The sequence below is a fragment of the Gemmatimonadota bacterium genome (assembly GCA_026706345.1).
Taxonomy (GTDB): Bacteria; JAAXHH01; JAAXHH01; order JAAXHH01; family JAAXHH01; genus JAAXHH01.
In genome coordinates this window covers 26,883-51,752 of record JAPOYX010000169.1, presented here as the reverse complement: position 1 = coordinate 51,752, position 24,870 = coordinate 26,883, and the positions used below count along the sequence as shown (strand labels likewise).

The window sequence follows — 24,870 nt, the reverse complement described above, 5'->3', positions numbered from 1 at the left end:
ATGGCGGCCTCCGTCCGGTTTGCCGAAATAGCCCTCCCCCTTCCGGTAGACCAGGTTTTCTCCTACAGCATTCCGGATAAACTCCTCGACACGGCGCTGCCCGGCCGCAGGGTGTCCGTCGCCTTCACGAACCGCAGGATGACCGGCGTCATCACGGGACTTTCCGAAACCTGTCCCGTGGAACGCTACAAACCGCTATCGGACGTCCTCGACCGCGAGCCGGTCCTGGACGCCACGTTGCTCGAACTCACGCGGTGGATTGGCCGGTATTATCTCTGCCCGTGGGGCGAAGCGATCAAGGCGGCCCTCCCCGCAGGTCTGCTGTCGGAAGGCGATCAGATCGTAAGCCGGGACGGTCCGTGTCCCCCCGAGTGCATGGACCGGCTCCGGCGCACCGCGCCCCGCCAGGCCGAACTGCTCGCCGAGGTTCCCGAACAGGGGGCCATCACCCTGTCCGGTCTCAGGCGCCGGACCCGCATGCGCCAGCCCTTTGCGGCCCTGCGAGGCCTCGAGGCGAAGGGTCTGGTATCGATATCAATCGGAGATTCCGGCGGAGGTCCGGGCATCCGGTACGAGACCTGGGTCGAATTGATCCCGTCCAGGGAGGATGCGGAGAAGATCATTTCCAGGCTGATCCCCCGCTCGCCCCGGCAGGCCAGTTGCGTCAATCTCCTGGCGCGGCATGACGGCAGGCTGACCACGGAACAATTGCGCCATCTGGGCCGGATCGAACGGGCCGTGGTCAGAAGACTCGAGAAAAAGGGCCTGGTGTCGCTCAGCGAGGTCGAGACGATACGCGACCCCTACCGGGATGCCGAACTGCCCGATCCCGGCGCGGTCGATCCCACGGACGAGCAGGCCGCCGCATTGCGCGCGATCCACGGCGCCATCGGCGAAGGCGCGTTCAAGTCCCTGCTCCTCTACGGCGTCACCGGCAGCGGGAAGACGCACGTATACGTGAAATCCATAGAAAAGACCCTCGAATCGGGCCGATCGGCTATCGTGCTCGTGCCGGAACTCGCCCTGACCCCGCAGGCCGTGCGGCAGTTCCGCGCCCACTTCGGCGATCTCGTCACCGTCCTGCACAGCGGCCTGTCTTCGGGAGAGCGGTACGACTCCTGGCGGCGGACCCGCGCCGGGGACTACCGCATCGTGGTGGGCGCCCGGTCCGCCGTGTTCGCGCCGCTGTCCGACCTCGGCCTGATCGTCATCGACGAAGAGCATGAGCCGTCCTACAAGCAGTTCGACGACCCCCCGCTCTACCATGCGCGGGACGTGGCGGTCGTCCGGGCCCGGATGGCGAACGCCGTGACGGTCATGGGCAGCGCGACGCCTTCCCTGGAGACCTACGCCAATACGCAGAACGGAAAATTCGCGTGCAGCCGCCTGACCAGGCGGGTGGACCGGCGGCCCCTGCCGGGCGTTCGGATCGTGGACATGCGGGAAGAGCGCAGGCTGGGCCGCCTTTCGATTTTCTCCGCTCCCCTGGCCGACCGGATCAGGGACCGGCTCGCCCGGAAGGAGCAGATCATCCTCTTCCTGAACCGGCGCGGATTCTCGCCCTTCGTCCAGTGCTATGACTGCGGACTGTCCGTGTCCTGTCCCCATTGCAGCGTGACGATGACCTACCACGCCGACAGCCTGTTCATGCGGTGCCACTACTGCGATCACCGGGAACAGGCCCCGGAGGCCTGCCCGAAGTGCCGTTCCGATTCGATCGGCTACCGGGGCGTGGGCACCCAGCGCGTCGAGGAGGAACTGAAGGAGCGGTTTCCGGACGCCCGGATCGTCCGCATGGACATGGATACCACGACGCGGAAAGGCTCCCACCAGGACATCTTCCACCAGGTGCTCAATCACGAGGCGGATATCCTGCTCGGCACGCAGATGGTGGCCAAGGGATTCGACTTTCCGAACGTGACGCTCGTGGGCGTCATCTCGGCCGACACGTCGCTCAACCTCCCGGATTTCAGGGCCAGCGAGCGGACCTTTCAGTTGCTGACGCAGGTCGCCGGACGGACCGGACGGGGGAAGCTGGGCGGGGAGGTGATCGTCCAGACCTATTCCCGGGGCCATCACAGCGTGACCAGCGCGCAGGCGCACGACTACGAGTCTTTTTACGCCCGGGAAATCACCGACAGGAAGGCGCTTGGCTATCCGCCCTTCGGGCGCATGGTCGGAATCCTGTTCCAGGGCGAGCAGGACGAATACGTGATGCGGGAAGCGCGCCGATTCGCCGGGATCATGCGGAAGTACGCGGCGGAATTGAACATACTCGGTCCCGCGCCCCCGGTGATTGCCCGCGTGCGAAACCAGTATCGCTGGCAGATCATCGCGCGGAGCAGCCATTCCGTCCGCCTGCGCGACACCGTGCGGCGGACCCGGCTGCACTGGGAGCGCGCCGCGGACAACCGGCGTATTCATCTGAAAATCGACGTGGACCCGGTGGGGTTGATGTGACCGTAACAGGACCGGCGGGAAGATCCGGCAGAATGGGAAAGGCCCGGCCGCCGAAGGTCGAAGCGAATGGCCACAAACGTACGTGAAATAACCTGCAAGTCGATCCTGACCCGCACGGGCGGGTTCCTGGATGGCTTTACCCACACCCTGCAGCCCTATGTCGGCTGTGTGTACCGGTGTCCCTACTGCTACGTGCAGGCCCTGCCCGTCCACCTCTACCACGGCGGGGCGTGGGGCGACTACGTGGACGTCAAGATCAACGCGCCCGAACGGCTCGAGGCCGAGATGGCCAGGCTGAAGAGAAGGGACAAAGAGGTGCGGGTGTTCCTGAGTTCCGCCACGGATCCCTACCAGGGCGCGGAGTCGAAGTACCGGATCACGCGGCGGTGCCTGGAGGTGTTTGCCGGTCTGCAACCGGACCGGCTCGTCGTGCAGACCCGCAGCCCCATGGTCCGCCGGGACTTCGACGTGCTGAAGCGCATCGACCGGGTAGAGCTGAACCTGACGCTCGAAACCCACGACGAGACCGTAAGGCGCGATCTAACGCCCCATGCGCCGTCCGTGGCCGCTCGGCTCAAGACGCTCGACACCGCCATGGATGCCGGCCTTGCGGTCCGGATCACGATCAGCCCCATGCTGCCCAACGACCCGGAGACGTTCGTGGAAACGATCCGGGACCGCTGCCACTCCGTGGTCGTGGATACCTATTTCGACGGGGACGGGTCGGGCGGCATGCGTACCGAGCGCCTCCAGGTGCGGGAGATGTACCAGCGGTTCGGTTACGGGGAATGGTACCGGCTCGGCGCCCATCACGCGCTGGTGGATGCGCTCAAGGATTCCCTCGGCGCCGGTCGCGTCGCGTACAGCAAGGAAGGATTCAACCGGGAGGGCGTTCCGACCGGATCGTGATGGCACAGTTGGACCGCCTGAGCTGCCCGGATCGCCCGCGCCGATCCGGCCGGAATGTGATGGCCAGGCAGTCCGCATCGTCCGTCAGGCGGCCCGCTTCGCCCGGGTCCGCGGCCGGGCCATATAGTAATGGACAGGCGGCGGTTTTCTGGTTATCATCCGCCTTAGCGTTAACCGACCGTCCCGATCCCGCAGGAAGGCGAACAGACCACGCAATTCCCATGCCCCAGGTAACCGTCGAAGAGCTCCAGGAATTCGTAGACGGCGTGCCCTTCGTCCATGATCTCGGATTGCGGATCGTCGAGGTGGATGAAGGCGTATGTCATGGCCGGCTGCCTTATCAGCCCCGGTTCGCCCAGTCCTACAACCTTGTGCACGGCGGGGTGACGGCCTCCCTGGTCGATACCATGGCGTACATGGCCCATGCCACGCTGAACGGTATTACGCGGGACACGGTGACCACCAACCTGACGGTCACGTACCTCCATGCCGCCAGCGAAGAAGCCCTGAACGCCGAGGCCCGCGTCATCAAGAACGGCCGCAAGGTCATTTACGGCGAGGTCGTGATCACCAACGACGCCGGCGTTCGAGTCGCCCACGCCACGGTCACCTATCTCAGGCTGAACTACGAACCGCGTGGATAGGCGCTGACCTGCGCGAGCAGGCTGACCTGAGGGGGTAGGCGCTTCGGCTGGCTTCCCCGGATTCCTTCGCCATGTGGATTTAGGAATTGAGCCGCGCCAGTCTGTGCAGGGCGATGTCGTGCGAGGTTTTGCCCGTGGTGGCCAGGTCGGCCATGACCTCTCCGATAACGCTGCAGAACTTGAAACCGTGGCCGGAGCAGGGGGACGCGACGTAGACGTTCGGATACTCCGGGTGCGCGTCCAGGATGAAATGGCCGTCGGCGGTATTGGTGAAGACGCAGACCTGGAGACTCATGGTGGGCCCCGAGCCATCGGGAAAGTAGCGTTCGGCGAATTTCCGGAGCACGGCCTCGTCCCGGGGATGGGTGGATCGGTCGATCCCGTCCATGTCCGCCGTTTCTTCCAGGTGATGGTACCGCCCGATCTTGAATCCCGGCACGCCATGCACCGGAAGCCCGTAGTACCGGCCCTCGGCAACCTGCAGGTTGAATACCGGGAACCGGTCTGGCAGGAAGAGATCGAGTCGCCGGGGCTGAAACCAGCCGAGGACTTGGCGTTCCGGTTGCACCACCCGATCCAGCAGTGTCACCACCTTGCCGATCCAGCCGCCCGTCGTGATCACCAAACGGTCCGCCGTGTAGGTCGATTTCGAAGTCTCTACCGTGACGCTTCGGCCGTTCGACTTCCAGTCCAATACCGGTTCGCACGCCCGTATCTCGGCGCCCGCTTCCTGTGCCGCCTCCACGTGGGCGACGATGCAGCGCTCCGGCAGGAGATAGCCGCCGTCCGTTTGAAAAACCGCCATGATGTCCTCCGGCAAACGGTAGCCGGGGAAACGGCGGTTCACCTCCTCTCCCGTGAGGATCTCGTGGGGCAGGCCGTGCTCCTCGCAGGATGCCTTCGAACCCCGGAAGACCCAGTCGTCCGCGGGGCCGGCGTCCAGCGCTCCCGTGATGTGCAGCAGCCGCTCGCCCGCCCTTTCCTCGATTTCACGCCACAACGCGTAGGCGCGCCGGAGCAGCGGCACGTAGGACGGGTGCTCGGAATAGGCCAGGCGGATGATCCGCGTCTGTCCGTGGGAAGACCCCCGATCGTGGGGGATGTTGAACTGCTCGAGGCCCAGCACGCGGCAGCCGCGCCGGGCAAGGTGCCAGGCCGCGGCGCTGCCCATGCCGCCCACGCCGACTACGATGACGTCGTATGAGGAGGATGGACGGTTCACGGATCAGTTGCTCCAGGGAACATAAGCCGTGTCCGACTGAAATCGTACCCTTTGAACATCCGCGCGAACCTCAAACGCGAAACGCGACGCGCGCGGCCGGATGAATGGAGGTACCTGCGCGGAGCCCAGAGAATACGCGCGGAGTCAGAAAGGTTACACGCGCGGAGTCACAAACGGAGTCACAAAGGTGGGCTGAATATAGAGGGCGGTGCGTACTGAATCAAGCAGATCAGCTCCCACGAAACCGGCGTTTTGCCGGACGCTGAAATAAAGAACCTTGCCGACTCCCTTGGTCGGAAGGTATACTGAAACCGCGGCAAAGCGAAAACAGGCAGGTTCCGGATTCGGGGCGACTCATGTCTCTGCGATCACTATCTCCCCTGGACGGCCGCTACGGCGACCGGCTGAAGGGCCTCTCCTCCTATTTCTCCGAATGGGCGCTGATCAAGTACCGGCTGCACGTGGAGATCGAATGGCTGATCACCATGGCGGAGCGGCCCGAGATCGGCCACGTGCGTGTCTTTTCCGAGGAAGAGACCGGTTTCCTGCGGTCGCTGGTCCTTGATTTCACCGACGCGCAGGCTGGGCGGATCAAGGAAATCGAACAGGAAACCCGCCATGACGTCAAGGCGGTGGAGTACTACGTACGGGAAGCCATTGCCGGGACCTCCTTGGAGGACGTCACCGAATCGGTCCATTTCTGCTGTACTTCCGAAGATATCAACAATCTCGCCTACGCCCTCATGCTCAGGGACGGGATCCAGCAGGAGTGGCTGCCCGGAAGCCAGGACCTGATCGCCGCGGCGGCCACCCTCGCCGGCGAGACGGCGGACATTCCGATGCTCAGCCACACCCACGGGCAATCCGCCACGCCCACCACCGTCGGCAAGGAACTGGCCGTGTTCGTCGCCCGCTGGCGTCGCCAGCTCGACCAGGTCGCTCGTAGCGAATACCTCGGCAAGTTCAACGGGGCGGTGGGGAACTACAACGCCCACCTCGTCGTGTATCCCGATGTGCCCTGGGAGGCCGTTGCCCGTCACTTCGTCGAGGACCGCCTGGGGTTGACCTTCAATCCGATCACCATACAGATCGAACCCCACGACTACCTGGCGGAGCTCTTCCACCGGCTGATGCGCTTCAATACCGTGCTGCTCGATTTCGACCGGGACATGTGGTCGTACATTTCCCTGGGCTACTTCCGTCAGAAGGTGGTGGACACCGAGGCGGGTTCCTCGGTCATGCCCCACAAGGTGAACCCTATCGATTTCGAGAATTCCGAGGCCAACGTGGGCGTCAGCAACGCGCTGCTGGAACACCTGGCCGGAAAGCTGCAGGTATCGCGTCAGCAACGCGACCTGAGCGACTCCTCCGCCCTGCGGAACGTCGGCGTGGCCATCGGCCACTCACTGTTGGCGATCCATTCGGCCATCCAGGGCATGGAACGCGCGGAAGTGGACCGGGACGCGGTGAGCGCCGACCTCGACGGGGCCTGGGAGGTGCTGGCGGAAGCGGTGCAGATGGTCATGCGCAAGGCCGGCCATGAGAACCCCTACGAGCGGATGAAGGCGCTGACCCGGGGACAGGCCATTACCCAGGAGATCATGGAGGACCTGATCCGCGACCTGGACCTGCCGGACGACGACAAGCTGCGCCTGCTCGCCCTGACCCCCGCGGATTACGTCGGTCTTGCGCCGGAACTGGCCCGGCACATCGCCCGGGAGGGCGAGGACATCGTACCGGAACGCGCGGCAGGCAAACAGGATGCTCCGGGCGCCGACGGAGAAGACGCCTGATCCCGATACGCGTCTGAAAACGCGATGCGCGCCTGATCCCGATGCAGGCCCGTGAAATGCGGGCCTACGAAATGCGCGCCTGCGAAGACGGTTCCTCCTGGTAATCCAGAACTCATCTCGGCTCCACCAATCCATGCCGTCTCTCCCTACGAATTTCGGTACCCTGGACTGGCTGATCGTCGCGGTTTACATGGCGGCCACGGTGGGCGTGGGCCTTTACATGAACCGGTACATCCGGGACATGGGGGACTACATCGTGGCGAGCCGGTCGCTCAAGTCCCGCCTGGCCGTGGCGACCATGATCGGGAGCGAGCTGGGGCTGGTGACGGTCATGTACTCGGCCCAGAAGGGATTCACCGGGGGTTTCGCCGCCTTCCACATCGCGGTCATCGCCGGCGTCGTTACCTTTATCGTGGGCATGACCGGCTTCATCGTGGTGCCCCTGCGCCGGCTGGGTGTAATGACGATCCCGGAATTCTACGAGAAACGGTTCAGCCGGGGTGTGCGCGTATTCGGCGGCCTGCTCCTCGCCTTCGCGGGCATCCTGAACATGGGCCTGTTCCTCAAGGCGGGCGCCCTGTTCGTGACCGGCCTGACGGGCCTGACCGATCCCAACGCCGTCGCCGTGGTTATGACCGTCATGCTGGCGCTGGTCATCGCCTACACCATCATGGGCGGCATGGTCTCGGTGGTGATCACCGACTACATCCAGTTCGTGATCCTCTCCTTCGGCATGATCCTCACCTGCGGCATGGCGGTGTACGCCCTCGGCTGGCCGACCATCGTCGAAACCGTGGCGGCCGTCCACGGCGAGCCCGGCTTCAATCCCCTGCTCGAAGGCAGCGGCTTCGGACCCTCCTACATCATGTGGATGATCTTCACGGCGGGGCTGGTATCCTGCGCCGTATGGCAGACCTCGGTCATGCGCGCCTGCGCCGCCGAAAGCGTGGAAGTGGTGCGCCGGCTGTACCGGTGGTCCTCCATCGGCTTCCTGATCCGGTTCATGATCCCCCAGTTCCTCGGCATCTGCGCGCTCACGTTTTTTTTCAACAACCCCGAGTTCCGCGGGTTCTTCTTCGATGAAACCGGGTCGCCCACCGCCGACCCCACGATGACGCTGCAGGCCATGCCCCTCTTCCTGTCCCAGATCCTGCCCACCGGCATCATCGGCCTCGTCGGCGCGGGGCTCCTCGCCGCCTTCATGTCGACCCACGACAGCTACCTGCTCTGCTGGGCGTCGGTGCTGACCCACGACGTCGTGGCGCCGGCCACGAACGAGCGCCTGACCACCCGGTGGCGTCTGGCGCTGTCGCGCATCTTCATCCTGGTGATCGGTTTGTTCCTGCTCGTATGGGGACTCTGGTACGACCTGGGGCAGGACCTGTGGGACTACATGGCCGTGAGCGGCGCCATCTACTTCACCGGCGCCTTCACGCTGCTGCTGGCGGGGTTGTACTGGAAGCGGGCGAGCACCGTGGGAGCCTACCTGGCGCTCATCGCGGGCATCGGCGCCGTGGCGGGCCTCGGACCCGTGAATCAGGCGCTGGGACTGGGCATGTACCAAAGCGACGAGATCGGGCTGGCCATCACCGCGCTGGCCCTGGTCCTCATGTTCGCCGGATCGCTGGTGTTTCCGGACCGTCCGGACCGTCCGGACGGCTCGGACGGCTCGGACAGCTTGGCCCGTCTTGAGCACCCGGCCCGCACGGACCGAAAGGAGGAAGCGTGATGGAGTTCTGGAGCACGCTCTGGGCGGTGGTTTTTGTGCTTTGCCTGCTGCTATTTGCGGTCGTGGCCGTGTATGTCAGCGTTGGCGCCCTGGGCGATATCAGGGCGCTGTTCCGGAGGATGGGGAGGCGGGATGGGGAGGCATAGACGCAGGAACGAATGCTATCCGCAACCGCAGACCAGTGCCCTGCCCTCGGTGGCCTGCAGGCCTTCTGTTTCGTATCCGTCCCGGATCCACCAGTCGAGGCCGCCCATGAGTTCCTTGACGTTGAAACCCAGCCTGGCCATGTTGAGCGCGCCCTTGGTCGACGCGTTGCACCCGATGCCGTCGCAATAGGTCACGTACAGCACGTCTTTATCCAGGGAGGCCGTGGTATCGGGGTCCATGGTCCGGTGCGGGATGTTCACGGCGCCAGGGATATGGCGTTCTGCGTAGGCTTCCTCGGACCGCGCGTCCACTACGACGATGTCCTTGCCCAGGGTAATGGACTCCCACAGGTCATAAGAATCGATCTCGTATTTCAGCTTGTTCTCGTAGTGTGCGATCTGGTCTTTCATGGGTCCTCCTGTGGGTTTGGCCGATTCCCGGCGTATCCGAAATAGGGAAGTTAAAATAGTCCCAATGCGCCTTGTTTGCAAGCATTTTCGCCTGTAGTCCTGGTCGGTCGGACGGGTCAATCCATAGCGTCTTATTGTCTTGACTAATCACCGCTACTGTTCCTTTAGTTAACCCATGCTTGCCGTGTAAGCATGCCAGTTTCTTCGGTGTGCCGTCTCCATCGATTCGGTAGTGAGCCAAGTCCACCTGAAATAGGGACGGTCTCAAATCTCTGCGAATTCCAAAAGCCTCAAAACCACCATTCAATGGATCGGCCTTATCGCGGGTCCGTTGCTCGCGGTTCTGCTCTACGGCCTGTTGCCCCACGCGTATCCGAACGGCGCGGGCGAGACGGTCGTGTTCTCTAACGCGGGTCGGGCCACGACGGCCCTGGCGGTGTGGATGGCGGTCTGGTGGATGACGGAGGCCGTTGAGCTTTACGCCACAGCGCTCCTGCCGCTGGTTGCCCTCCCCATGACCGGAGCGGCGTCGGTGCGCGCGGCGGCCGCGCCCTACGCCCACGAATTGATCTTCCTCTTCATGGGCGGCTTCCTCATCGCCCTGACCATGCAGCGATGGGGACTTCACCGGCGCCTGGCGCTCAAGGCGCTACGTGCGGCGGGCGACCACCCGGCGGGTATCGTGGCGTGCTTCATGGGGGTGACGGCCTTCTTCAGCATGTGGGTATCCAACACGGCCACGGCGGTCATGATGCTACCCATCGCGCTCAGCATCATCGCCCTGGTGGAGCAGGTGGAACCCGGAAGCTTGGGGATGGGTAGCGGAGAAGGCGGTGACGGGAACGGCGGCAACGGAACGAAGGCGCGGCCGCATTTCGCTCTGTGCCTGCTCCTTGGCATCGCCTACGCGGCGTCCATAGGCGGCATCGGCACGATCATAGGCACCCCGCCCAACGTCTTCCTCGCTTCCTTTATCCAGTCCAGCCTCGGCCAGGAAATCAGCTTCGTGCGGTGGATGGGCGTGGGGCTCCCCCTGGTGGCCGTCTTCCTGCCGCTGGTCTGGCTGATGCTGACCCGGGTCCTGTATCCCCTTCGGGGCGAGCGCATCGAGGGAAGCAGAGAAGTGACGGAAAGGGCCTACCGGGAACTGGGGGTCATGTCGCGGGGGGAAAGGGTCGTCCTGGCGGTGTTTCTGCTCGCGGCCGTGTCGTGGATTACGAGGCCGTTGCTGGTGAACGTCCAGATCGGAGACATGAACCCGCTGGCGGGCCTGTCCGATCCGGTCATCGCCATGGTCGCGGCGCTGGTCCTCTTCGTCGTGCCGGTGGACGTGAAACGGCGGATTTTCGTGATGAACTGGGAAACTGCCCTGAAGATCCCCTGGGGGATCCTGCTGCTCTTCGGAGGCGGGCTCAGCCTGGCCGCGGCCATCCGGGTCAACGGCGTGGGGGAGTACATCGGACACCAATTGGCGATCCTGTCCGGCATCCCTACGCTGCTCCTCGTCATGGCCGTCATCGCGCTCGTGATCTTCCTCACGGAACTGACCAGCAACACCGCCACCACCGCCACGTTCATCCCGATCCTGGCCGCCCTGGCGCCGGTATTCGACCTGCACCCCTTCATGCTGATCGTACCGGCCGCCATCGCCGCCAGCTGCGCCTTCATGCTGCCGGTCGCCACGCCGCCCAACGCTATCGTCTTCGGGTCCGGCCACGTCACCATCCAGCAGATGATCCGCGCCGGGTTCTGGCTGAACCTGCTGGGCGTCGTACTGATTACCGTGCTGGTATATACGGTGATGATGCGGATGCTGGGCGTTTGAGTTGGAGATCGAGGGGAACCCGCGCTACCGCGTGCGGAGTTGGACCAGCCGCGTTTCCGCCGGAGTGAAAGATCACCTGGATAGTCACCGGACGCGTCCCAACCGGGAAGTGACTTATGCTCAACAGCGACCTGACCATAGCGTTGCGTCACCTGAGCCGACACAAGGGCTATACGTTGGTCAATGTCCTGAGCCTGGCGGTCGGGTTGGCCTGCGCCATCCTGATCTTCCTGTATGTCGGGCACGAACTGAGCTATGACCGCTACCACGAGCAGGCCGATCGGATATACCGGGTTGTGTTTAACGACAACGCCAAGACGCCCCGCAGCGTGGGCCCGGCGCTGCAGGCCGACTTCCCCGAAGTCCGGCGCCATCTGCGCATGCACCCCACGACCGGCACCTGGGTCATGAAGTACGAAGACCGCGTTTACTACGAAAGAGGGGTTTACTGGGCTGAAAGCTCGCTGTTCGATTTCTTCAGGCTGCCCCTGGTCCAGGGAGATCCGGACCGCGCGCTTGAAGCGCCGTATACCGTGGTCATCAGCGAAGATACGGCCCGCAGGTATTTTGGCGACGAAGATCCGATGGGCAAGACGATCGATGCCGATAACGGCTTCATGTTGCTGACGGTCACCGGGATCATGGAAAACATGCCGGCGAATACCCATTTCCAGGCCGATTTCTTCATTTCGCTGGCATCGGGGTACGAGGAGTACGGTCGCTGGTCGCGGGAGAACTGGGACTCGTTCTTCTTCTACACGTACATCATGCTGGCAGAAGGCGTTTCGCCGGCGGACCTGGCGGCGAAGTTTCCCGAACTCGTGGACCGGCACGTGGGAGAGCAACTCAAGGTGCGCGGCGGCCGATACGAGTTTTCACTACAACCGGTCACCGACATTCACCTGTATTCCCACCTCGAGAACGAGCCCGGCGTCAATACCGATATCAGCTATGTCTACATCCTGTTGGCCATGGGGCTGTTTATCCTGGTCATCGTGTGTATCAACTATGTAAACCTGTCCACCGCGCAATTTGCCCACCGGGTGCGGGAGATCGGCATGCGCAAGGTCCTTGGCGCGTCTCGTCTGCACCTGGTCCGGCAGTACCTGGGAGAGTCGGTGCTGCTGACGGTCGCGGCCCTGCTGATCGCGCTGCTGGCGGTCTGGCTGGTATCTCCCTTGTTCGATGCGCTGACGGGAATGCCGGCATCGGCCGGGTTCATGGGGCATGTCCTGTGGTGGGTGGTGTTGCCGGCCATTGCGGTTTTCGTCGGCTTCGCATCCGGCGGCTATCCTGCGCTCAGGCTCTCGTCCACCGGGACGATTCCCGGTCTCAAGAAGGGCCGGCCAGGCCGGCCGAACGAAACGGACCGGGCGCTTACGAGGAAGGTGCTCGTCGTCGTCCAGTTCGCCATATCCATCTCGCTGCTCATCGGCACGGGGGTCCTGTTCGGCCAGATCAGCTACATCCAGAACAAGCACCTGGGATTCGACAAGGAGCAGGTGATCGCCATACCCTCGATCGCCGAGGTGGCCTACAAGTACCAGCCCTGGAAGGACGACCTACTCGGATACAGCGGGGTAGCCGACGTGAGCCAGGGTATCTACCTGCCCGGATTGGAAGGGAACATCGGGTGGGTGACCTCCGAAACGGCCTGGCGCGTTGAAGATCCGGAACAGGTCAAGCACGACCTTCAGGGCATTATCGTCGCCGCGGGCTACGCGGAGACACTGGGATTCGAATTGCTGGCGGGAAGGTCGTTCATCGGTCCGTTGGACAGCCAGGCCGAATCCGACAAGATCCTGCTCAACGAGACCGCTATGCGCCTTCTGGGCTGGGATACGCCCGAAGAGGGCCTGGGCCGACAGGTCCAGTTCGGCATCGGCATGACGCAGACCGTCATTGGCGTAGTTCGGGACTTTCACCTTCGTTCATTGCACCTGCCCATCGAACCCCTCGTGATCCTTTACGGCCGCGGACAACTCATCGCGGTCAGGATCCAACCCGAGGACACGAAAACTACGCTGGAGTACATTGAACAGGCCTGGGCGCGGTATTTCCCGGACTTCCCTTTCGCCTTCTCCTTCATCGACGAGGATATCGATCGGCTGTACCGGGCCGAACAGCGCATCGGGTACGTCTTCGCGGTTTTCGCGGTGGCAGGGGTGCTGCTCGCCTGTATGGGCCTCTTCGCGCTGGTCTCATACACGGTCGAGCGCCGGGTCCGGGAGATCGGCATCCGCAAGGCGCTGGGCGCTTCCGTGCGTCGCATGCTCGCCATGCTGTCCGCCGAATTCGTCGGCCTCGTGCTCCTCGCCAATGCCATCGCCTGGCCGGCCGCCTGGCTGTTCATGAGCCGCTGGCTCGAATCTTTCGCCTACCGGATCGACCTGGGGTGGGGGATCTTTTTCGGCGCCGGGGGCGTGGCCCTGCTGATCACGGTGCTGACCATCGGTTACCATGTAGCCAGGACCGCGCTGGCCAATCCGGCCGAAGTGTTGCGCGGCGAGTGAGAAAGAGGTTGGAAGAAGCCGCCGGATTTTGCGTGCTGAATCCGGGCGCGGGGACGGGCTGTTACTGTCCCAGCGCCAGGTCCCGGCCCAGCACGAGGTCCCGCCCCGCTACCAGGCTGGCCATCTTGCGGTCCGCCACGCTGCGGGGGAGCATCCAGAATCCGCAATCGGGGTGCACCCAGCGCACGCGTTCCGGTCCGAGCACGTCGACGGCGTGTTCGATGCGGCGGGCGACCTCGTCCGGCGACTCCACGCCGTTGTCCTTGATGTCCACCACGCCCACACCCAGCGCGATCTCTTCGCGCAGCTCCCTGAACATCGGCAGTTCGTCATAACCTCGCCGGGCGAACTCCAGGACGAGATGGTCGACGTCCAGGTTGTTCAGGAATCCCATCAGGTCGTTCCACAGGCCGGACTGGATGCTCTGCCCGCCGTAGTTGCCGAAGCAGAGGTGCAGCCCCTTCTCGTCCTGCACGGCGCTGAGCACGTGATTGACGGGTTCGTGGGCCCAGTCCGCGTCCTCGGGATGGCCGGTGAGGTTGGCTTCGTCCACCTGCAGGATCGGCGCGTCGATCTCGGCGACCTGCCTGCGCAACACCTCGGCGATGTCCATGGTCATGGCGCGCAGATCGCCGTAGTGCTCATCCAGGAGCGTCTTGGCCAGCATGTAGGGCGAGGTGACCGTGAACTTGAGGGTGCGGTCCGTGAGCGGCCGGATGGACTGCCACGCGGCCGGGAGGTTGAGCGCGCCTTCTCCTATCTTACCGCGCACGATGCCGCCCGGGGTACTACGGAAAGCCATTCCCTCACGCGCTCTGAATTCGGCGAGGATCTCCCGCGATACCTCCGTCGTGATCCCGGACATGGGCCGGATGAAATACTCGATCATCCCGTTGGTCTCCGGGTGGCCGACGTCGAAACGGGACAGCTCCCCGTCGGTGAGCACGTCGATTCCGGCCAGTTCCTGGGTCTTCAGGATCACCTTGGCCGCGTCGATCAGGTTGGGCGTGCTGGGATAGGCTGCCAGCCAGTCGGGGATGGGATAGCTGCCGACGACGGTGGTCTTGATCTCGGGTTTTGCCATTACAGAAACTCCCTGGATAAGCACGGACCTGCTACGGGATCGATCCGGTCGCAGGTCTTTTCAAATAACATGACGATGAAGAGAAATATACATTATGCATCTGGGCGTTGGTATAAATACAGACTCACTAGCGTAAATTCCGAACGCAAGCGCAAGTCAACTGTGTATTGCCGCTGCTGTGTTGTAAAGTGTTGATTGCGTGCACTAAGTCAGCAGGATGCCTCCTGATCTAGAAGGTATGATCTCCAGTTTCCCGATATGCTCAAGAACTACGTAACCATAGCGATTCGCCATTGGACAAGGCAGAAAGGATACACGGCGATCAACGTCCTCGGGCTGACCGTGGGGATGGTCTGCGCCATGCTGATATTTCTCTATGTCCGCTTCGAACTCAGTTACGACCGCTATCATGAGAAGGCGGATCGCATTTACAGAGTAGCGGTCAACAACGATGCCCGGACGCCTCCGCCCGTGGGTCCGGCGCTTCAGGAGGATTTCCCCGAGATCCTGAGTTTTGTCCGGCTGCTCCCGACGACCGGTACGTGGATTATGAAACACGAAGAGAAGATCTACTATGAAAACCGGGTCTACTGGGCGGACAACGCCCTGTTCGGCATCTTTACCTTTCCTCTGATCCGCGGCGATTCCCGAACGGCCCTGGAGGCGCCCTACTCTGTTGTGATCAGCGAAGATACGGCTCGAAAATACTTCGGTGAAGCAGATCCGATGGGCAAGACGATCAACGCAGATAACGGTTTTATGATGCTGACCGTTACCGGTGTCATGGAAAACACGCCGGAAAACACCCACTTTCAGGCCGACTTCTTCATTTCGCTGTCCTCGTCGTCGGCGAGTGATCTGCGTTACTGGTCGTGGATCAATTTCTACACCTACATCGTGATGACTGAAGGCCATTCCCGGGCCGCGATCGAGGAGCAGCTTCCCGACTTCGTCAACAGGCACATCGGGGAAGGGCTGAGGGAACGGGGCGGCCGCTTCGAACTCATCCTGCAACCGGTGCCCGACATCCATCTCCATTCCAATCTCGAGCACGAGACTGGCGCCAACAGCGACATCGCCTATATCTACATCCTTTCGGCCATAGCTCTCTTCATCCTGGTCGTCGCCTGTATCAATTTCATCAACCTGTCAACCGCCCGGTTTGCCGGCCGGACCAGAGAAGTGGGCTTGCGCAAAGTGTTTGGCGCGTATCGCTCCCAGTTGATTCGGCAGTTCCTGGGAGAGTCGGTCCTGGTAACCGCCATGGCGCTGATGATCGCCCTGGCGGCTCTTTTTATGATTTCACCGTATTTCGACGGTTTCGCGGGGAAGCCGGTAACGGCGGAATTCACGAGTGCTGGTATCTGGTGGCTCGTCCTTCCAGTCGGCGCGCTGCTTGTGGGTTTGCTGTCCGGAAGCTACCCGGCGTTGCTGCTTTCCGCCATGCAGCCGGTACAGGGCGTGAAGGGAGGCCGGCAGCTCGAAGCGGCCGGAGGACTGTCGCGGAAGATCCTGGTGGTCATCCAGTTTACGATATCCATCGCGATGATCATCAGCACGGGCATCCTGTTCGATCAGATGGAATACCTCCAAAGCAAGCAACTGGGTTTCGACAAAGAACAGGTGATCGTGATACCAACCGTAGGTGACGTATTAGAAGACTTCCTGCCCTGGAAAGAAGCCTTGCTGCAACATACCGGCGTGGCAGCGGTGACCCACAGCAGGTCCCTTCCGGGGCTCGAAGGGAACATCGGACAGGTATCGACTGGTACGATACAGCGGGTCGATGATCCGGACAATGCCAGGCATGATGTGCAGGGCCTGAACGTCGGGCTGGATTTCGTGGAGACCCTGGGCATGGTTGTGCTTGCCGGCCGGGCGCATAGCAGCGCGCTGGTCAGGAAATCCGAGGAAGTGAACGTCGTGATCAACGAAACGGCGCAGCGTGTATTGGGCTGGGACACGCCGGAGGCGGCCATTGGCCAGGAGGTCCGTTTCGGTAACGGCTCGACTAAAACGGTGATCGGTGTCGTCAGGGATTTCCATTTTCGATCGATGCATTTGAAGATAGAGCCGATCGTGCTGTTCCTGGGCGGCGGCCTTCATCTGGCCGTCCGCCTCCACCCTGACGACACGGAGAATACGCTGGATTACATTGAAAGCCAGTGGTCGAGTTTTTTCCCGGGTTTCCCAATTGCGTATACGTTTCTCGACGAAAACATCGAACGCCTGTACAGGTCTGAAGTACGGATCGGTTACGTATTCGGCGTATTTGCCCTGGTGGCAGTTTTCCTTGCCTGCCTGGGCCTGTTCGCGTTGGTTTCCTTCACCGTGGAACGGAGAACCAGGGAGATCGGCGTACGCAAAGCGCTGGGTGCTTCCATACGACAGGTATTGGTGTTGCTGTCGGGAGAATTCGTAGGATTCGTGCTCATCGCAAATGTCTTTGCGTGGCCGGCGGCCTGGCTGATCATGCAACGCTGGCTCGAGTCCTTTGCCTACCGTACGGAGGTCGGCTGGGAGGTCTTCTTTCTCTCTGGTGCCGCCGCCCTGCTGATTACGCTGATCACCATCAGTTACCACGTGGTCAGGACCGCTTTGACCAATCCGGCAAAGGTGTTGCGAAATGAGTGAAGTAACGCCATACGGTTCAGAAGGCGTGACCGGTGCCTGGTGATACGGCCGCCGCGGCCATCCAGAATGTTCGCGGGCGCAGGCCATACGTAACAGGACGGTAAACCCGATGAAACACGTCGTAATCGTGGGAGGCGGTTTCGCCGGCCTGAACGCAGCCAAGAAACTCGGCGGCCGGGCAGACGTCCGCGTAACGCTGGTCGACCGGCAGAACTACCACCTGTTCCAGCCGCTGCTCTACCAGGTGGCCATGGCCGGCCTGTCGCCCGCCGATATCGCCACGCCCATACGAAGCGTGCTTGCACGCTGCCGAAACATCTCGGTGCTGCAGGGATCGGTGGAAGGCGTCGACCTGCAGGCGGGGACCGTATCGGCAGATTTCGGAAAGCTCGAATATGATTACCTGCTGCTCTGCTGCGGGTCGATCCCGAGCTATTTCGGCCACGGGGACTGGGAGGAGCACGCGCCGAGCTTGAAGACGATTCCGCAGGCCACCGAGGTCCGTCGCCGGCTGCTGAGCGCCTTCGAAGCGGCGGAACGGACCGACGATCCCGAGACACGCCGGCAGCTATTGACCTTCGTAGTCATCGGCGGAGGCCCGACCGGCGTCGAGTTGGCGGGCGCCATTGGGGAGATGAGCCGATTCACGCTCGCCAGGGATTTCCGAAACATCGACACCCGCCTCACGCGAGTCATCCTGATCGAGTCGGGTCCGCGCATTCTCTCGATGTTCTCCGAGCAGCAGGCGGCGCGGGCGGCGCGGGACCTGGAAAAACTCGGCGTGCAGGTCTGGCCGAACACCCTGGCGACGGATATCGACGAGCACGGCGTGCAAGCGGGCCCGGAACGCATCCGGTCCTCGACGGTGCTCTGGGCGGCGGGCGTACGGGGCGTTGAAGTTGCGGTTGCCGCGCCCACACGTGGCGTTGAACTGGATGGGCAGCATGAGCAGGACGGCATCGAGACGGACCGCGGGGGACGTGTTATCGTCAACGAAGACCTGAGCATCCCGGGACACCCGACCGTGTTCGTTGCGGGCGACCAGGCCTGCTTTACCCACCAGACCGGCAGCCCACTTCCCGGTACGGCGCCCGTGGCGATCCAGCAGGGACGTTACGTGGCGAGGCTGATCTGCCGCGAGCTGGCCGGTAAACCGCGCGAGACCTTCCGGTTCGTCGACCGGGGCCAGATGGCGACCATCGGCCGCAGCCGCGCCGTGGCGGAAATCGGCAGGCTCAGGTTCTCCGGCTGGTTCGCGTGGGTCACCTGGCTGGTCGTCCACGTCTACTTCCTCGTGGGTTTCAAGAACCGATTGCTCGTCTTGCTGCACTGGGCCTGGTCCTATGTGACGTTCCGGCGCGGCGCGCGCCTTATCGTCGAACGCGAGTGGCGATTCGGCGGGCTCAATCACGAGACAAGATCTGCAAAGGACGAATGATGCCAGGGAACCAGATCAACATATCCCTGCGGCACATGAGCCGGTACAGGGGTTACACGGCCATAAACGTCCTCGGCTTGGCCGTCGGCCTGGTATGCGCCATCCTGATCTTCCTGTACGTGCGCTACGAACTTAGCTACGACCGCTACCACGAAAAGGCCGACCGCATTTACCGGGTAACGCTCAACGACAGCGCTCGGTCTCCCCGTGAACTGTCTCCGATGCTCCAGGCCGACTTCCCCGAAATCCAGCACTACGCCCGGATGCTTCCCACGATAGGCACCTGGATCATGAAGTATGAAGACCGGGTTTACTATGAAAAGAACGTGTACTGGGTCAACAGCGGGATGTTCGACGTCTTTACCCTGCCCTTCGTCCAGGGCGATCCGGATCACGCCCTCGAAGCGCCTTACACCGTGGTGATCACCGAGGATACGGCCCGGAAGTACTTCGGCGATGAAGATCCCATGGGGAAGACGATCATCGCCGACAACGGCTACATGCTGCTGACCGTCACCGGCGTCATTGAAAACTTCCCGGAAAACGCCCATTTCCAAGCCGATCTGCTGATTTCGCTGGCATCCGGTTACGACAAATTCGGCTGGAGCGGGTATCCCGAAGTGTGGTACACCACCCTTTTCTACAATTACATCGTGTTGCCGGAGGGCCATCCGCCGGAGGAGACCCAGCGGAAACTGCCCGGTTTCGTGGAGAGACACGTCGACGCGAGTTACCTGGAAAACCTCGCCCGTTACGAATTGACGCTGCAACCCCTCACCGACATCCATCTTTACTCCCATCTCGAGCACGAGCACGGCGCCAACACCGATGTCACCTACGTGTACATCCTGATCGCCATCGGGCTGTTCATCCTGGTCATCGCCTCGGTGAATTATGTAAACCTCTCCACGGCACAGTTCGTGCACCGTGCCCGCGAGATCGCCATGCGCAAGATACTCGGGGCGTCCCGGGGACAGTTGATCCGGCAGTGCCTGGGGGAATCGGTCCTGATGACCATCCTGGCCCTGTTAATCGCCCTCCTGGCCATCTATTTCATTGGCCCGTATTTCGACGCCCTGCTGGGCCAGCCGATAGCCTCGGCCCATGCGCTGCACCCCCTGTGGTGGCTCGCCCTGCCGGCCGTCGCGATCCTCATCGGACTCCTTTCGGGCGGATACCCGGCCCTCGTGTTTTCCTCCGTGCGGGCCATTCCTGGGCTCAAGGAAGGTCGGCCTTACCTGCCGGGCGGTGCGTGGTCCAGGAAGATCCTGGTCGTTTTTCAGTTCGCCATTTCCACCGCGCTGATCATCGGCACCGGCCTCCTGTTCAGTCAGTTGGACTTCGTTCAGCACAAGAAGCTGGGCTTCGAGAAGGACCAGGTGATCGTAATTCCGACGGTCGAGCAAGTGGCGGTCAACTACCAGCCGTGGAAAGACGTCCTGCTGCAGTACCCCGGTGTGGACGGCGTGAGCCAGGCCATAACCCTGCCCGGACTGTTCGGCACCATCGGCCGGTCGTCGTCGGGCACGATGCAGCGCGTCGAGGACCCGGACCACGTAAGGCATGACGTCCAGGGTTTCCAGGCCTCCGTGGACTTCGTAGAGACGATGGGCATGGAATTGCTCGCAGGCCGGTCCCATCGCGGGGCATTCAGAAACGACACGGAATGGGAAAACATCGTGATCAACGAGGCGGCGCTGCGTGTCCTGGGCTGGGAAACACCCAAAGAGGCCATCGGGCAACAGATCCGTTTCGCCAGTGGATACACGCACACGGTGGTCGGCGTAATCCGGGACTTCCACTTCAGGACGCTTCACCTGCCCATCGAGCCGCTCGTACTCTTTCACGGCACCGGCCTGCACCTGGTGGTCCGGATCCAACCGGAAGATATCAGGAGCACCCTGGAATACATCGAAGAGGCATGGTCGGATTTCTTCCCCGATTTCCCCTTTGCCTATACGTTTCTCGACGAAGACATCGACCGTCTGTACCGGAATGAAATGCGTATCGGCTACTTCTTCGGCGTGTTTGCCCTTGTGGCGGTTTTCCTGACCTGCCTGGGTCTCGTCGCGCTGGTTTCATTCACGGTCGAACGGCGCACTCGGGAGATCGGCATCCGCAAGGCGCTGGGCGCTACCGTGCGCCGTCTGCTCGCCATGCTGTCCGCCGAATTCGTCGGCCTGGTGCTCGTGGCCAACATCGTGGCCTGGCCGTCGGCCTGGCTGATCATGGGGCGCTGGCTGGAGAACTTCGCCTACCGCGAGGAATTCGGATGGGGTATCTTTTTCGCGTCCGGCGGGGCAGCCCTGATCATCACGATGATGACGATCGGATACCATGTGATCAGGGCCGCGCTTACCAATCCCGCGGAAGTGCTGCGCAGTGAGTGAGAAACGGGGAGACGAATGGTGGATCGAATGGGAGACCGGATGGAGGACCGGCTGAAATCCGCGCAATCCTGGGACCCGGAACGCTACGCGCGCAACGCCCGGTTTGTGGCCGACCTGGGTATGCCGGTGGTCGAGTTGCTGGAGCCGCAGCCGGGCGAACGCATCCTGGACCTGGGATGTGGCGACGGGGCGCTGACGGCGAAACTCGTCGATATGGGCTGCAGCGTCGTCGGCGTCGACAGCAGCGCGGAGCAGATCGAGGCGGCGCGAAAGCTGGGCCTCGAGGCCCAAGTCACGGACGGGCACGCGCTGGATTTCGAAGGTGAATTTGACGCGGTGTTCAGCAACGCCGCCCTTCACTGGATGGGCCATCCCGACGAGGTGATCGCGGGTGTGCACCGTGCGTTGAAACCCGGCGGCCGATTCGTGGCCGAATGCGGCGGACACGGGTGCGTGGACACCATTGTACACGCGCTTACGGAGGCTCTGAAGCGGCGCGGCCTCTGGGAGGAAGGCGTCAATCCCTGGTATTTCCCGACTGACGAGGAGTACAGGGGACGGCTTACGCGGCAAGGGTTCGACGTGAAGTACATCGCGCTCATCCCCCGGCCCACACCGCTGCCAGGCGACATCGGAGGCTGGCTGGAAACCTTTGCCGAAAGCTTCACGTCCCGGGTGCCGACCGCGGATCGCCCGGGGTTTCTGGACGAGGTCCGGGAAACCATGCGGCCCAACCTGTGCGATGCGGACGGCGCTTGGACGGCGGACTACATCCGGTTGAGGTTTTCGGCGGTGAAGGAGGGGTGAAGGAGGAGTGAAGTGAAACAAGGTATGAAGACATTGTGCGGGTGAACGATCCGTCTTACGATTCCGACAAAATGAGAAAGGATACAAGCATATGTCTCCCAAGAAGGCAGCATTAGAACCGGAAACTGTACATCGTTTCGTTTACGACGCCCATAGCGATTTCGAGAGTGTCAAGGCATTGCTCGACAAAGAGCCCGCACTGGTCAACGCCTGCTGGGACTGGGGCGCGGCGACTGGGAAACGGGGCTGGGGGCGGCGGCCCATATGGGGCGTAAGGACATCGCGGAATATCTGCTTCAGCATGGGGCGCGCATCGACCTTTATGCCGCGGCCATGTTGGGGAAGCTGAGCGTCGTGCAGGCCGTTCTCGCCGACAATCCATCTGAAAAAGACAAGCCGGGCCCCCATGGGATTTCGCTCATGGCCCACGCGAGAAAGGGAGGCAAGGAAGCCGCGGAAGTCGTGAAGCTGCTGAGGTCCCTCAATAAGAATACGAAGCCAGAGGAGAAATAGCGAATTGCGGAGACCCAGGCAAACCCATTCGACCGAACGCGACGGCAAGCGATACATCTGGTACACCGAACGCTTATGGAAACTGGCGAAGGATCTTCCGGAATACGATGTAGACGTGGAGAGTTTTGCGGAGTTGGACCGCGACTGCTGGTTCGGTGAGAGCAAGACGCCGACGATCCGGGAGATTGCCGCGCACTGCAGGCGGATTAATGAGACCGATCCGCGCAACCCCGTGATCATAAACGACAACGGACGACTGATGGACGGCGGTCACCGACTGGCGCGGGCCCTACTCGAAGGACGAAAGACGGTGAAAGCAGTGCGCTTTGCGGAGATGCCGGAGCCGGACGAGGTGGAGGAGTTGTGATCGGAGTCAGTATAGTCGTTGATCAAGGCAGTTGGACGCCATACGTGGGATGTATGGAGAACCTCACGGTCGGACGTCACGTGACCCAAATTACTAATAATCGGACAATTAGTATTTCGAGCCAGACTTGTGCCGAACTACCCCATCTGCTCCTCTGGACCGCGTGACCTGCTCCGCCACAAACCGCGCAAATGGCTTGATATCCTGATCAGTACTCGCGCTTTCGAGCGCGGCAAGATAGGCGGTGCGATCCTGGACGCGAATGACCGTCCACGGGTAACCGCCCGAGGCCAACAAGACGTTCATTACAAACCGCGCCATACGCCCGTTGCCGTCAGGATAGGGATGGATGTAGCCAAACAGCCAGTGTCCCAGCACGGCGCGTACTGAGGGCACAGTTTCCTCCTCAAGCAAGCCGAACAAGGCCGGCATGGCGTCGCTGACCGCCTCGTCACGTGGCGGTACATGGCGTGAACCTCGTAGAAATACGGCTTCGTTGCGATAGCCGGAAAGAACCGAACTCGAGAACAGCCCAGCGGCAACGAAAGGCTGGAACAACCCGCGATACCAGTCCCGGTGAGTGTTACGGACCAAGTCGCCTGGATTGGCATCGGCGATCACTTCACCGACCGCCTCTCGAACCAGTTGAAAGGCCTGCCAGTAACCGCGCGCGGCAAGCGCATCCTGGCTTCTCCGGTCAGCTTCATTGTCATCTGGATCCCAGTTGCCCGAGCGCACCCGTTCAATCAGGCTCGGTGTCACGCGGTACCCCTCAATCGATAGCGAATGGTAAGCGTCGTCGCAGTAGATGCCATCGACAAAAGCCAGATAGGCTTTTGGGTTCGAAGGTGGTTCAGGAGACTTCGGGAACGCCGCAATTACCGGCTCCCGAAAAGTCTCCCACAAGGATTGCAGTCGCCTGGCAATCGGCTCTTTGGTCCCTTTTAACGCACTGAATGCCTGCGCTGGCTCAAATGGGTCGGACTCGCGCACATCGTAACCGGCGCTTTTCATAACTTTGAGAATCTCGTCGGCTATTGCTGCCAGGCCGATCCGGCGGAAGGCCCCGGCAAGCCGACCGGCAACGGCTGAATGGCCGCCGTCGAGAAGGCGGCCCAGTACGTCGGCCGCATCGCGTACGCCGGAAAGTGCGATTCGGGCTTCAACCGGGTAGCGGACAAAGAACGCTTTAGGGACCTTGATGAGGGCAGCTTCGGGTACAAGGATCCTCAGACCGTCCCGCGTCGTTACGTCCTCTTCGGCCCGCGTGTCCTCTTGCTTGAGATTGTAGAGCGACGTACCGAATGGTAGTTGGACTGTATTGTTGGCGCCTTTGGGCGCATAGATGACAACCTGTCGAGGGATAACTGTTTTTCCAGCATGAAGCAACAGGGACAGCTCGGGGGCAAGATGCCAGGCTTCGCCGAACCGCGCCGTGCAGTAGGAAACGCAGAATGCCCAGAATGAAGCAAACCACGAAGTCGTGTCACCCGGATGGGCATTGGGGCTGGACGAGATCAGCCAGCCCTTCATGACCTGCTGCAGGTAGCCGTTTCGAAGCAGGCGTTCGCGGTGGACGCGCGTAAGTTCGATGGAGCGAAAAACCCGTCTTCCTCCTTTCTGGAGGTTTTCGAGTCGTATCAGCGACGCGGCGAGTTTTTCGTTGGGTTTGGCCATGCTGGACTTCCGCGTAAGCTTGTTGGTTTGATAGACGTGGATGTACAAGTATATAATGATGTAGAATCACAAGTCAATAATGTTGTGAATATACACGTAAATAATGTTTAATCTCCTCCAAAAATCGAATGAGTTTACACAAGGTCAAAATGGTGAATTCGTAAAGCAGAATGGATGAAGATTACTGATATATCATATTGTAATTTCGATATTTACGTATGCGTATGAAATAGCGGTCAAGTTACCATATATTGGGCCAGATTAATAAAAATCGTCAGAAAAACAATTGTTGTACATCTCGTAAACCG

17 protein-coding genes and 1 pseudogene are annotated in these 24,870 nt (G+C 61.7%); 14 read left to right on the top strand and 4 right to left on the bottom strand.

Annotated features, from left to right (window positions below; translation table 11 throughout):
- The 3 genes from priA (at position 1) to OXG98_11335 (ending at position 4,013) form a co-directional block, all read left to right on the top strand.
- Positions 1–2,460: a primosomal protein N' gene (gene priA / locus OXG98_11345; protein MCY3772598.1), complete on the top strand. Its 2,460-nt coding sequence runs from the start codon at positions 1–3 to the stop codon at positions 2,458–2,460.
- Between the two features lie 66 nt (positions 2,461–2,526).
- Positions 2,527–3,369, top strand: a complete 843-nt coding sequence (locus tag OXG98_11340) for a radical SAM protein (protein ID MCY3772597.1) — start codon at positions 2,527–2,529, stop codon at positions 3,367–3,369.
- A gap of 221 nt (positions 3,370–3,590) precedes the next feature.
- On the top strand, positions 3,591–4,013 hold the full coding sequence (locus OXG98_11335) for a PaaI family thioesterase (GenBank protein ID MCY3772596.1): 423 nt from the start codon (positions 3,591–3,593) through the stop codon (positions 4,011–4,013).
- 79 nt (positions 4,014–4,092) lie between these two features.
- Here OXG98_11335 and solA read toward each other — a convergent pair whose 3' ends face one another.
- Positions 4,093–5,235 carry an N-methyl-L-tryptophan oxidase gene (gene solA / locus OXG98_11330; GenBank protein ID MCY3772595.1) on the bottom strand — a complete coding sequence of 381 codons (1,143 nt, stop codon included), beginning with the start codon at positions 5,233–5,235 and terminating at the stop codon, positions 4,093–4,095.
- A 356-nt stretch (positions 5,236–5,591) separates the two neighbouring features.
- On the opposite strand from solA, the gene purB reads away from it, so the two are divergent.
- The 3 genes from purB to OXG98_11315 all read left to right on the top strand — a co-directional run bounded on the left by purB (position 5,592) and on the right by OXG98_11315 (position 8,903).
- Positions 5,592–7,028: an adenylosuccinate lyase gene (purB, locus tag OXG98_11325; protein MCY3772594.1), complete on the top strand. Its 1,437-nt coding sequence runs from the start codon at positions 5,592–5,594 to the stop codon at positions 7,026–7,028.
- Between the two features lie 133 nt (positions 7,029–7,161).
- Positions 7,162–8,757: a sodium:solute symporter family protein gene (locus tag OXG98_11320; GenBank protein MCY3772593.1), complete on the top strand. Its 1,596-nt coding sequence runs from the start codon at positions 7,162–7,164 to the stop codon at positions 8,755–8,757.
- A complete protein-coding gene (locus OXG98_11315) occupies positions 8,757–8,903 on the top strand; it encodes a hypothetical protein (protein ID MCY3772592.1) in 147 nt (48 codons plus the stop codon). Before OXG98_11320 ends, OXG98_11315 begins: the two co-directional genes overlap by 1 nt.
- A 15-nt stretch (positions 8,904–8,918) precedes the next feature.
- Here the strand turns inward: OXG98_11315 and OXG98_11310 are convergent, their stop codons facing one another.
- Positions 8,919–9,314 carry a rhodanese-like domain-containing protein gene (locus tag OXG98_11310; protein ID MCY3772591.1) on the bottom strand — a complete coding sequence of 132 codons (396 nt, stop codon included), beginning with the start codon at positions 9,312–9,314 and terminating at the stop codon, positions 8,919–8,921.
- Between the two features lie 331 nt (positions 9,315–9,645).
- Between OXG98_11310 and OXG98_11305 the strand changes: the two genes are divergently transcribed.
- The gene (locus OXG98_11305) at positions 9,646–11,139 is read left to right on the top strand and encodes a DASS family sodium-coupled anion symporter (protein MCY3772590.1); all 1,494 of its coding nucleotides are present in this window, start codon (positions 9,646–9,648) and stop codon (positions 11,137–11,139) included.
- A gap of 116 nt (positions 11,140–11,255) precedes the next feature.
- Positions 11,256–13,652, top strand: coding sequence for an ABC transporter permease (locus OXG98_11300; protein ID MCY3772589.1), 2,397 nt, complete (start codon positions 11,256–11,258; stop codon positions 13,650–13,652).
- Between the two features lie 61 nt (positions 13,653–13,713).
- On the opposite strand, the gene OXG98_11295 is transcribed toward OXG98_11300, so the two are convergent.
- Entirely contained in the window at positions 13,714–14,736 is a 1,023-nt protein-coding gene (locus tag OXG98_11295) for a cobalamin-independent methionine synthase II family protein (protein MCY3772588.1), read from the bottom strand.
- A 258-nt stretch (positions 14,737–14,994) separates the two neighbouring features.
- Here OXG98_11295 and OXG98_11290 point away from each other — a divergent pair, with 258 nt between their 5' ends.
- The 6 genes and pseudogenes from OXG98_11290 (at position 14,995) to OXG98_11265 (ending at position 22,885) form a co-directional block, all read left to right on the top strand.
- A complete protein-coding gene (locus OXG98_11290) occupies positions 14,995–17,370 on the top strand; it encodes an ABC transporter permease (protein ID MCY3772587.1) in 2,376 nt (791 codons plus the stop codon).
- Positions 17,371–17,479: 109 nt separating this feature from the next.
- Positions 17,480–18,808, top strand: coding sequence for an NAD(P)/FAD-dependent oxidoreductase (locus tag OXG98_11285; GenBank protein MCY3772586.1), 1,329 nt, complete (start codon positions 17,480–17,482; stop codon positions 18,806–18,808).
- Complete coding sequence (locus tag OXG98_11280; protein ID MCY3772585.1) at positions 18,805–21,198, top strand: ABC transporter permease; 2,394 nt, start codon at positions 18,805–18,807, stop codon at positions 21,196–21,198. Before OXG98_11285 ends, OXG98_11280 begins: the two co-directional genes overlap by 4 nt.
- A gap of 15 nt (positions 21,199–21,213) precedes the next feature.
- The gene (locus tag OXG98_11275) at positions 21,214–22,005 is read left to right on the top strand and encodes a methyltransferase domain-containing protein (GenBank protein ID MCY3772584.1); all 792 of its coding nucleotides are present in this window, start codon (positions 21,214–21,216) and stop codon (positions 22,003–22,005) included.
- 91 nt (positions 22,006–22,096) lie between these two features.
- Positions 22,097–22,518, top strand: a pseudogene (locus OXG98_11270) (ankyrin repeat domain-containing protein).
- Between the two features lie 4 nt (positions 22,519–22,522).
- Positions 22,523–22,885 carry a chromosome partitioning protein ParB gene (locus tag OXG98_11265; GenBank protein MCY3772583.1) on the top strand — a complete coding sequence of 121 codons (363 nt, stop codon included), beginning with the start codon at positions 22,523–22,525 and terminating at the stop codon, positions 22,883–22,885.
- A 108-nt stretch (positions 22,886–22,993) separates the two neighbouring features.
- Here OXG98_11265 and OXG98_11260 read toward each other — a convergent pair whose 3' ends face one another.
- The gene (locus OXG98_11260) at positions 22,994–24,562 is read right to left on the bottom strand and encodes a Fic family protein (protein MCY3772582.1); all 1,569 of its coding nucleotides are present in this window, start codon (positions 24,560–24,562) and stop codon (positions 22,994–22,996) included.
- Positions 24,563–24,870 lie beyond the last annotated feature (308 nt).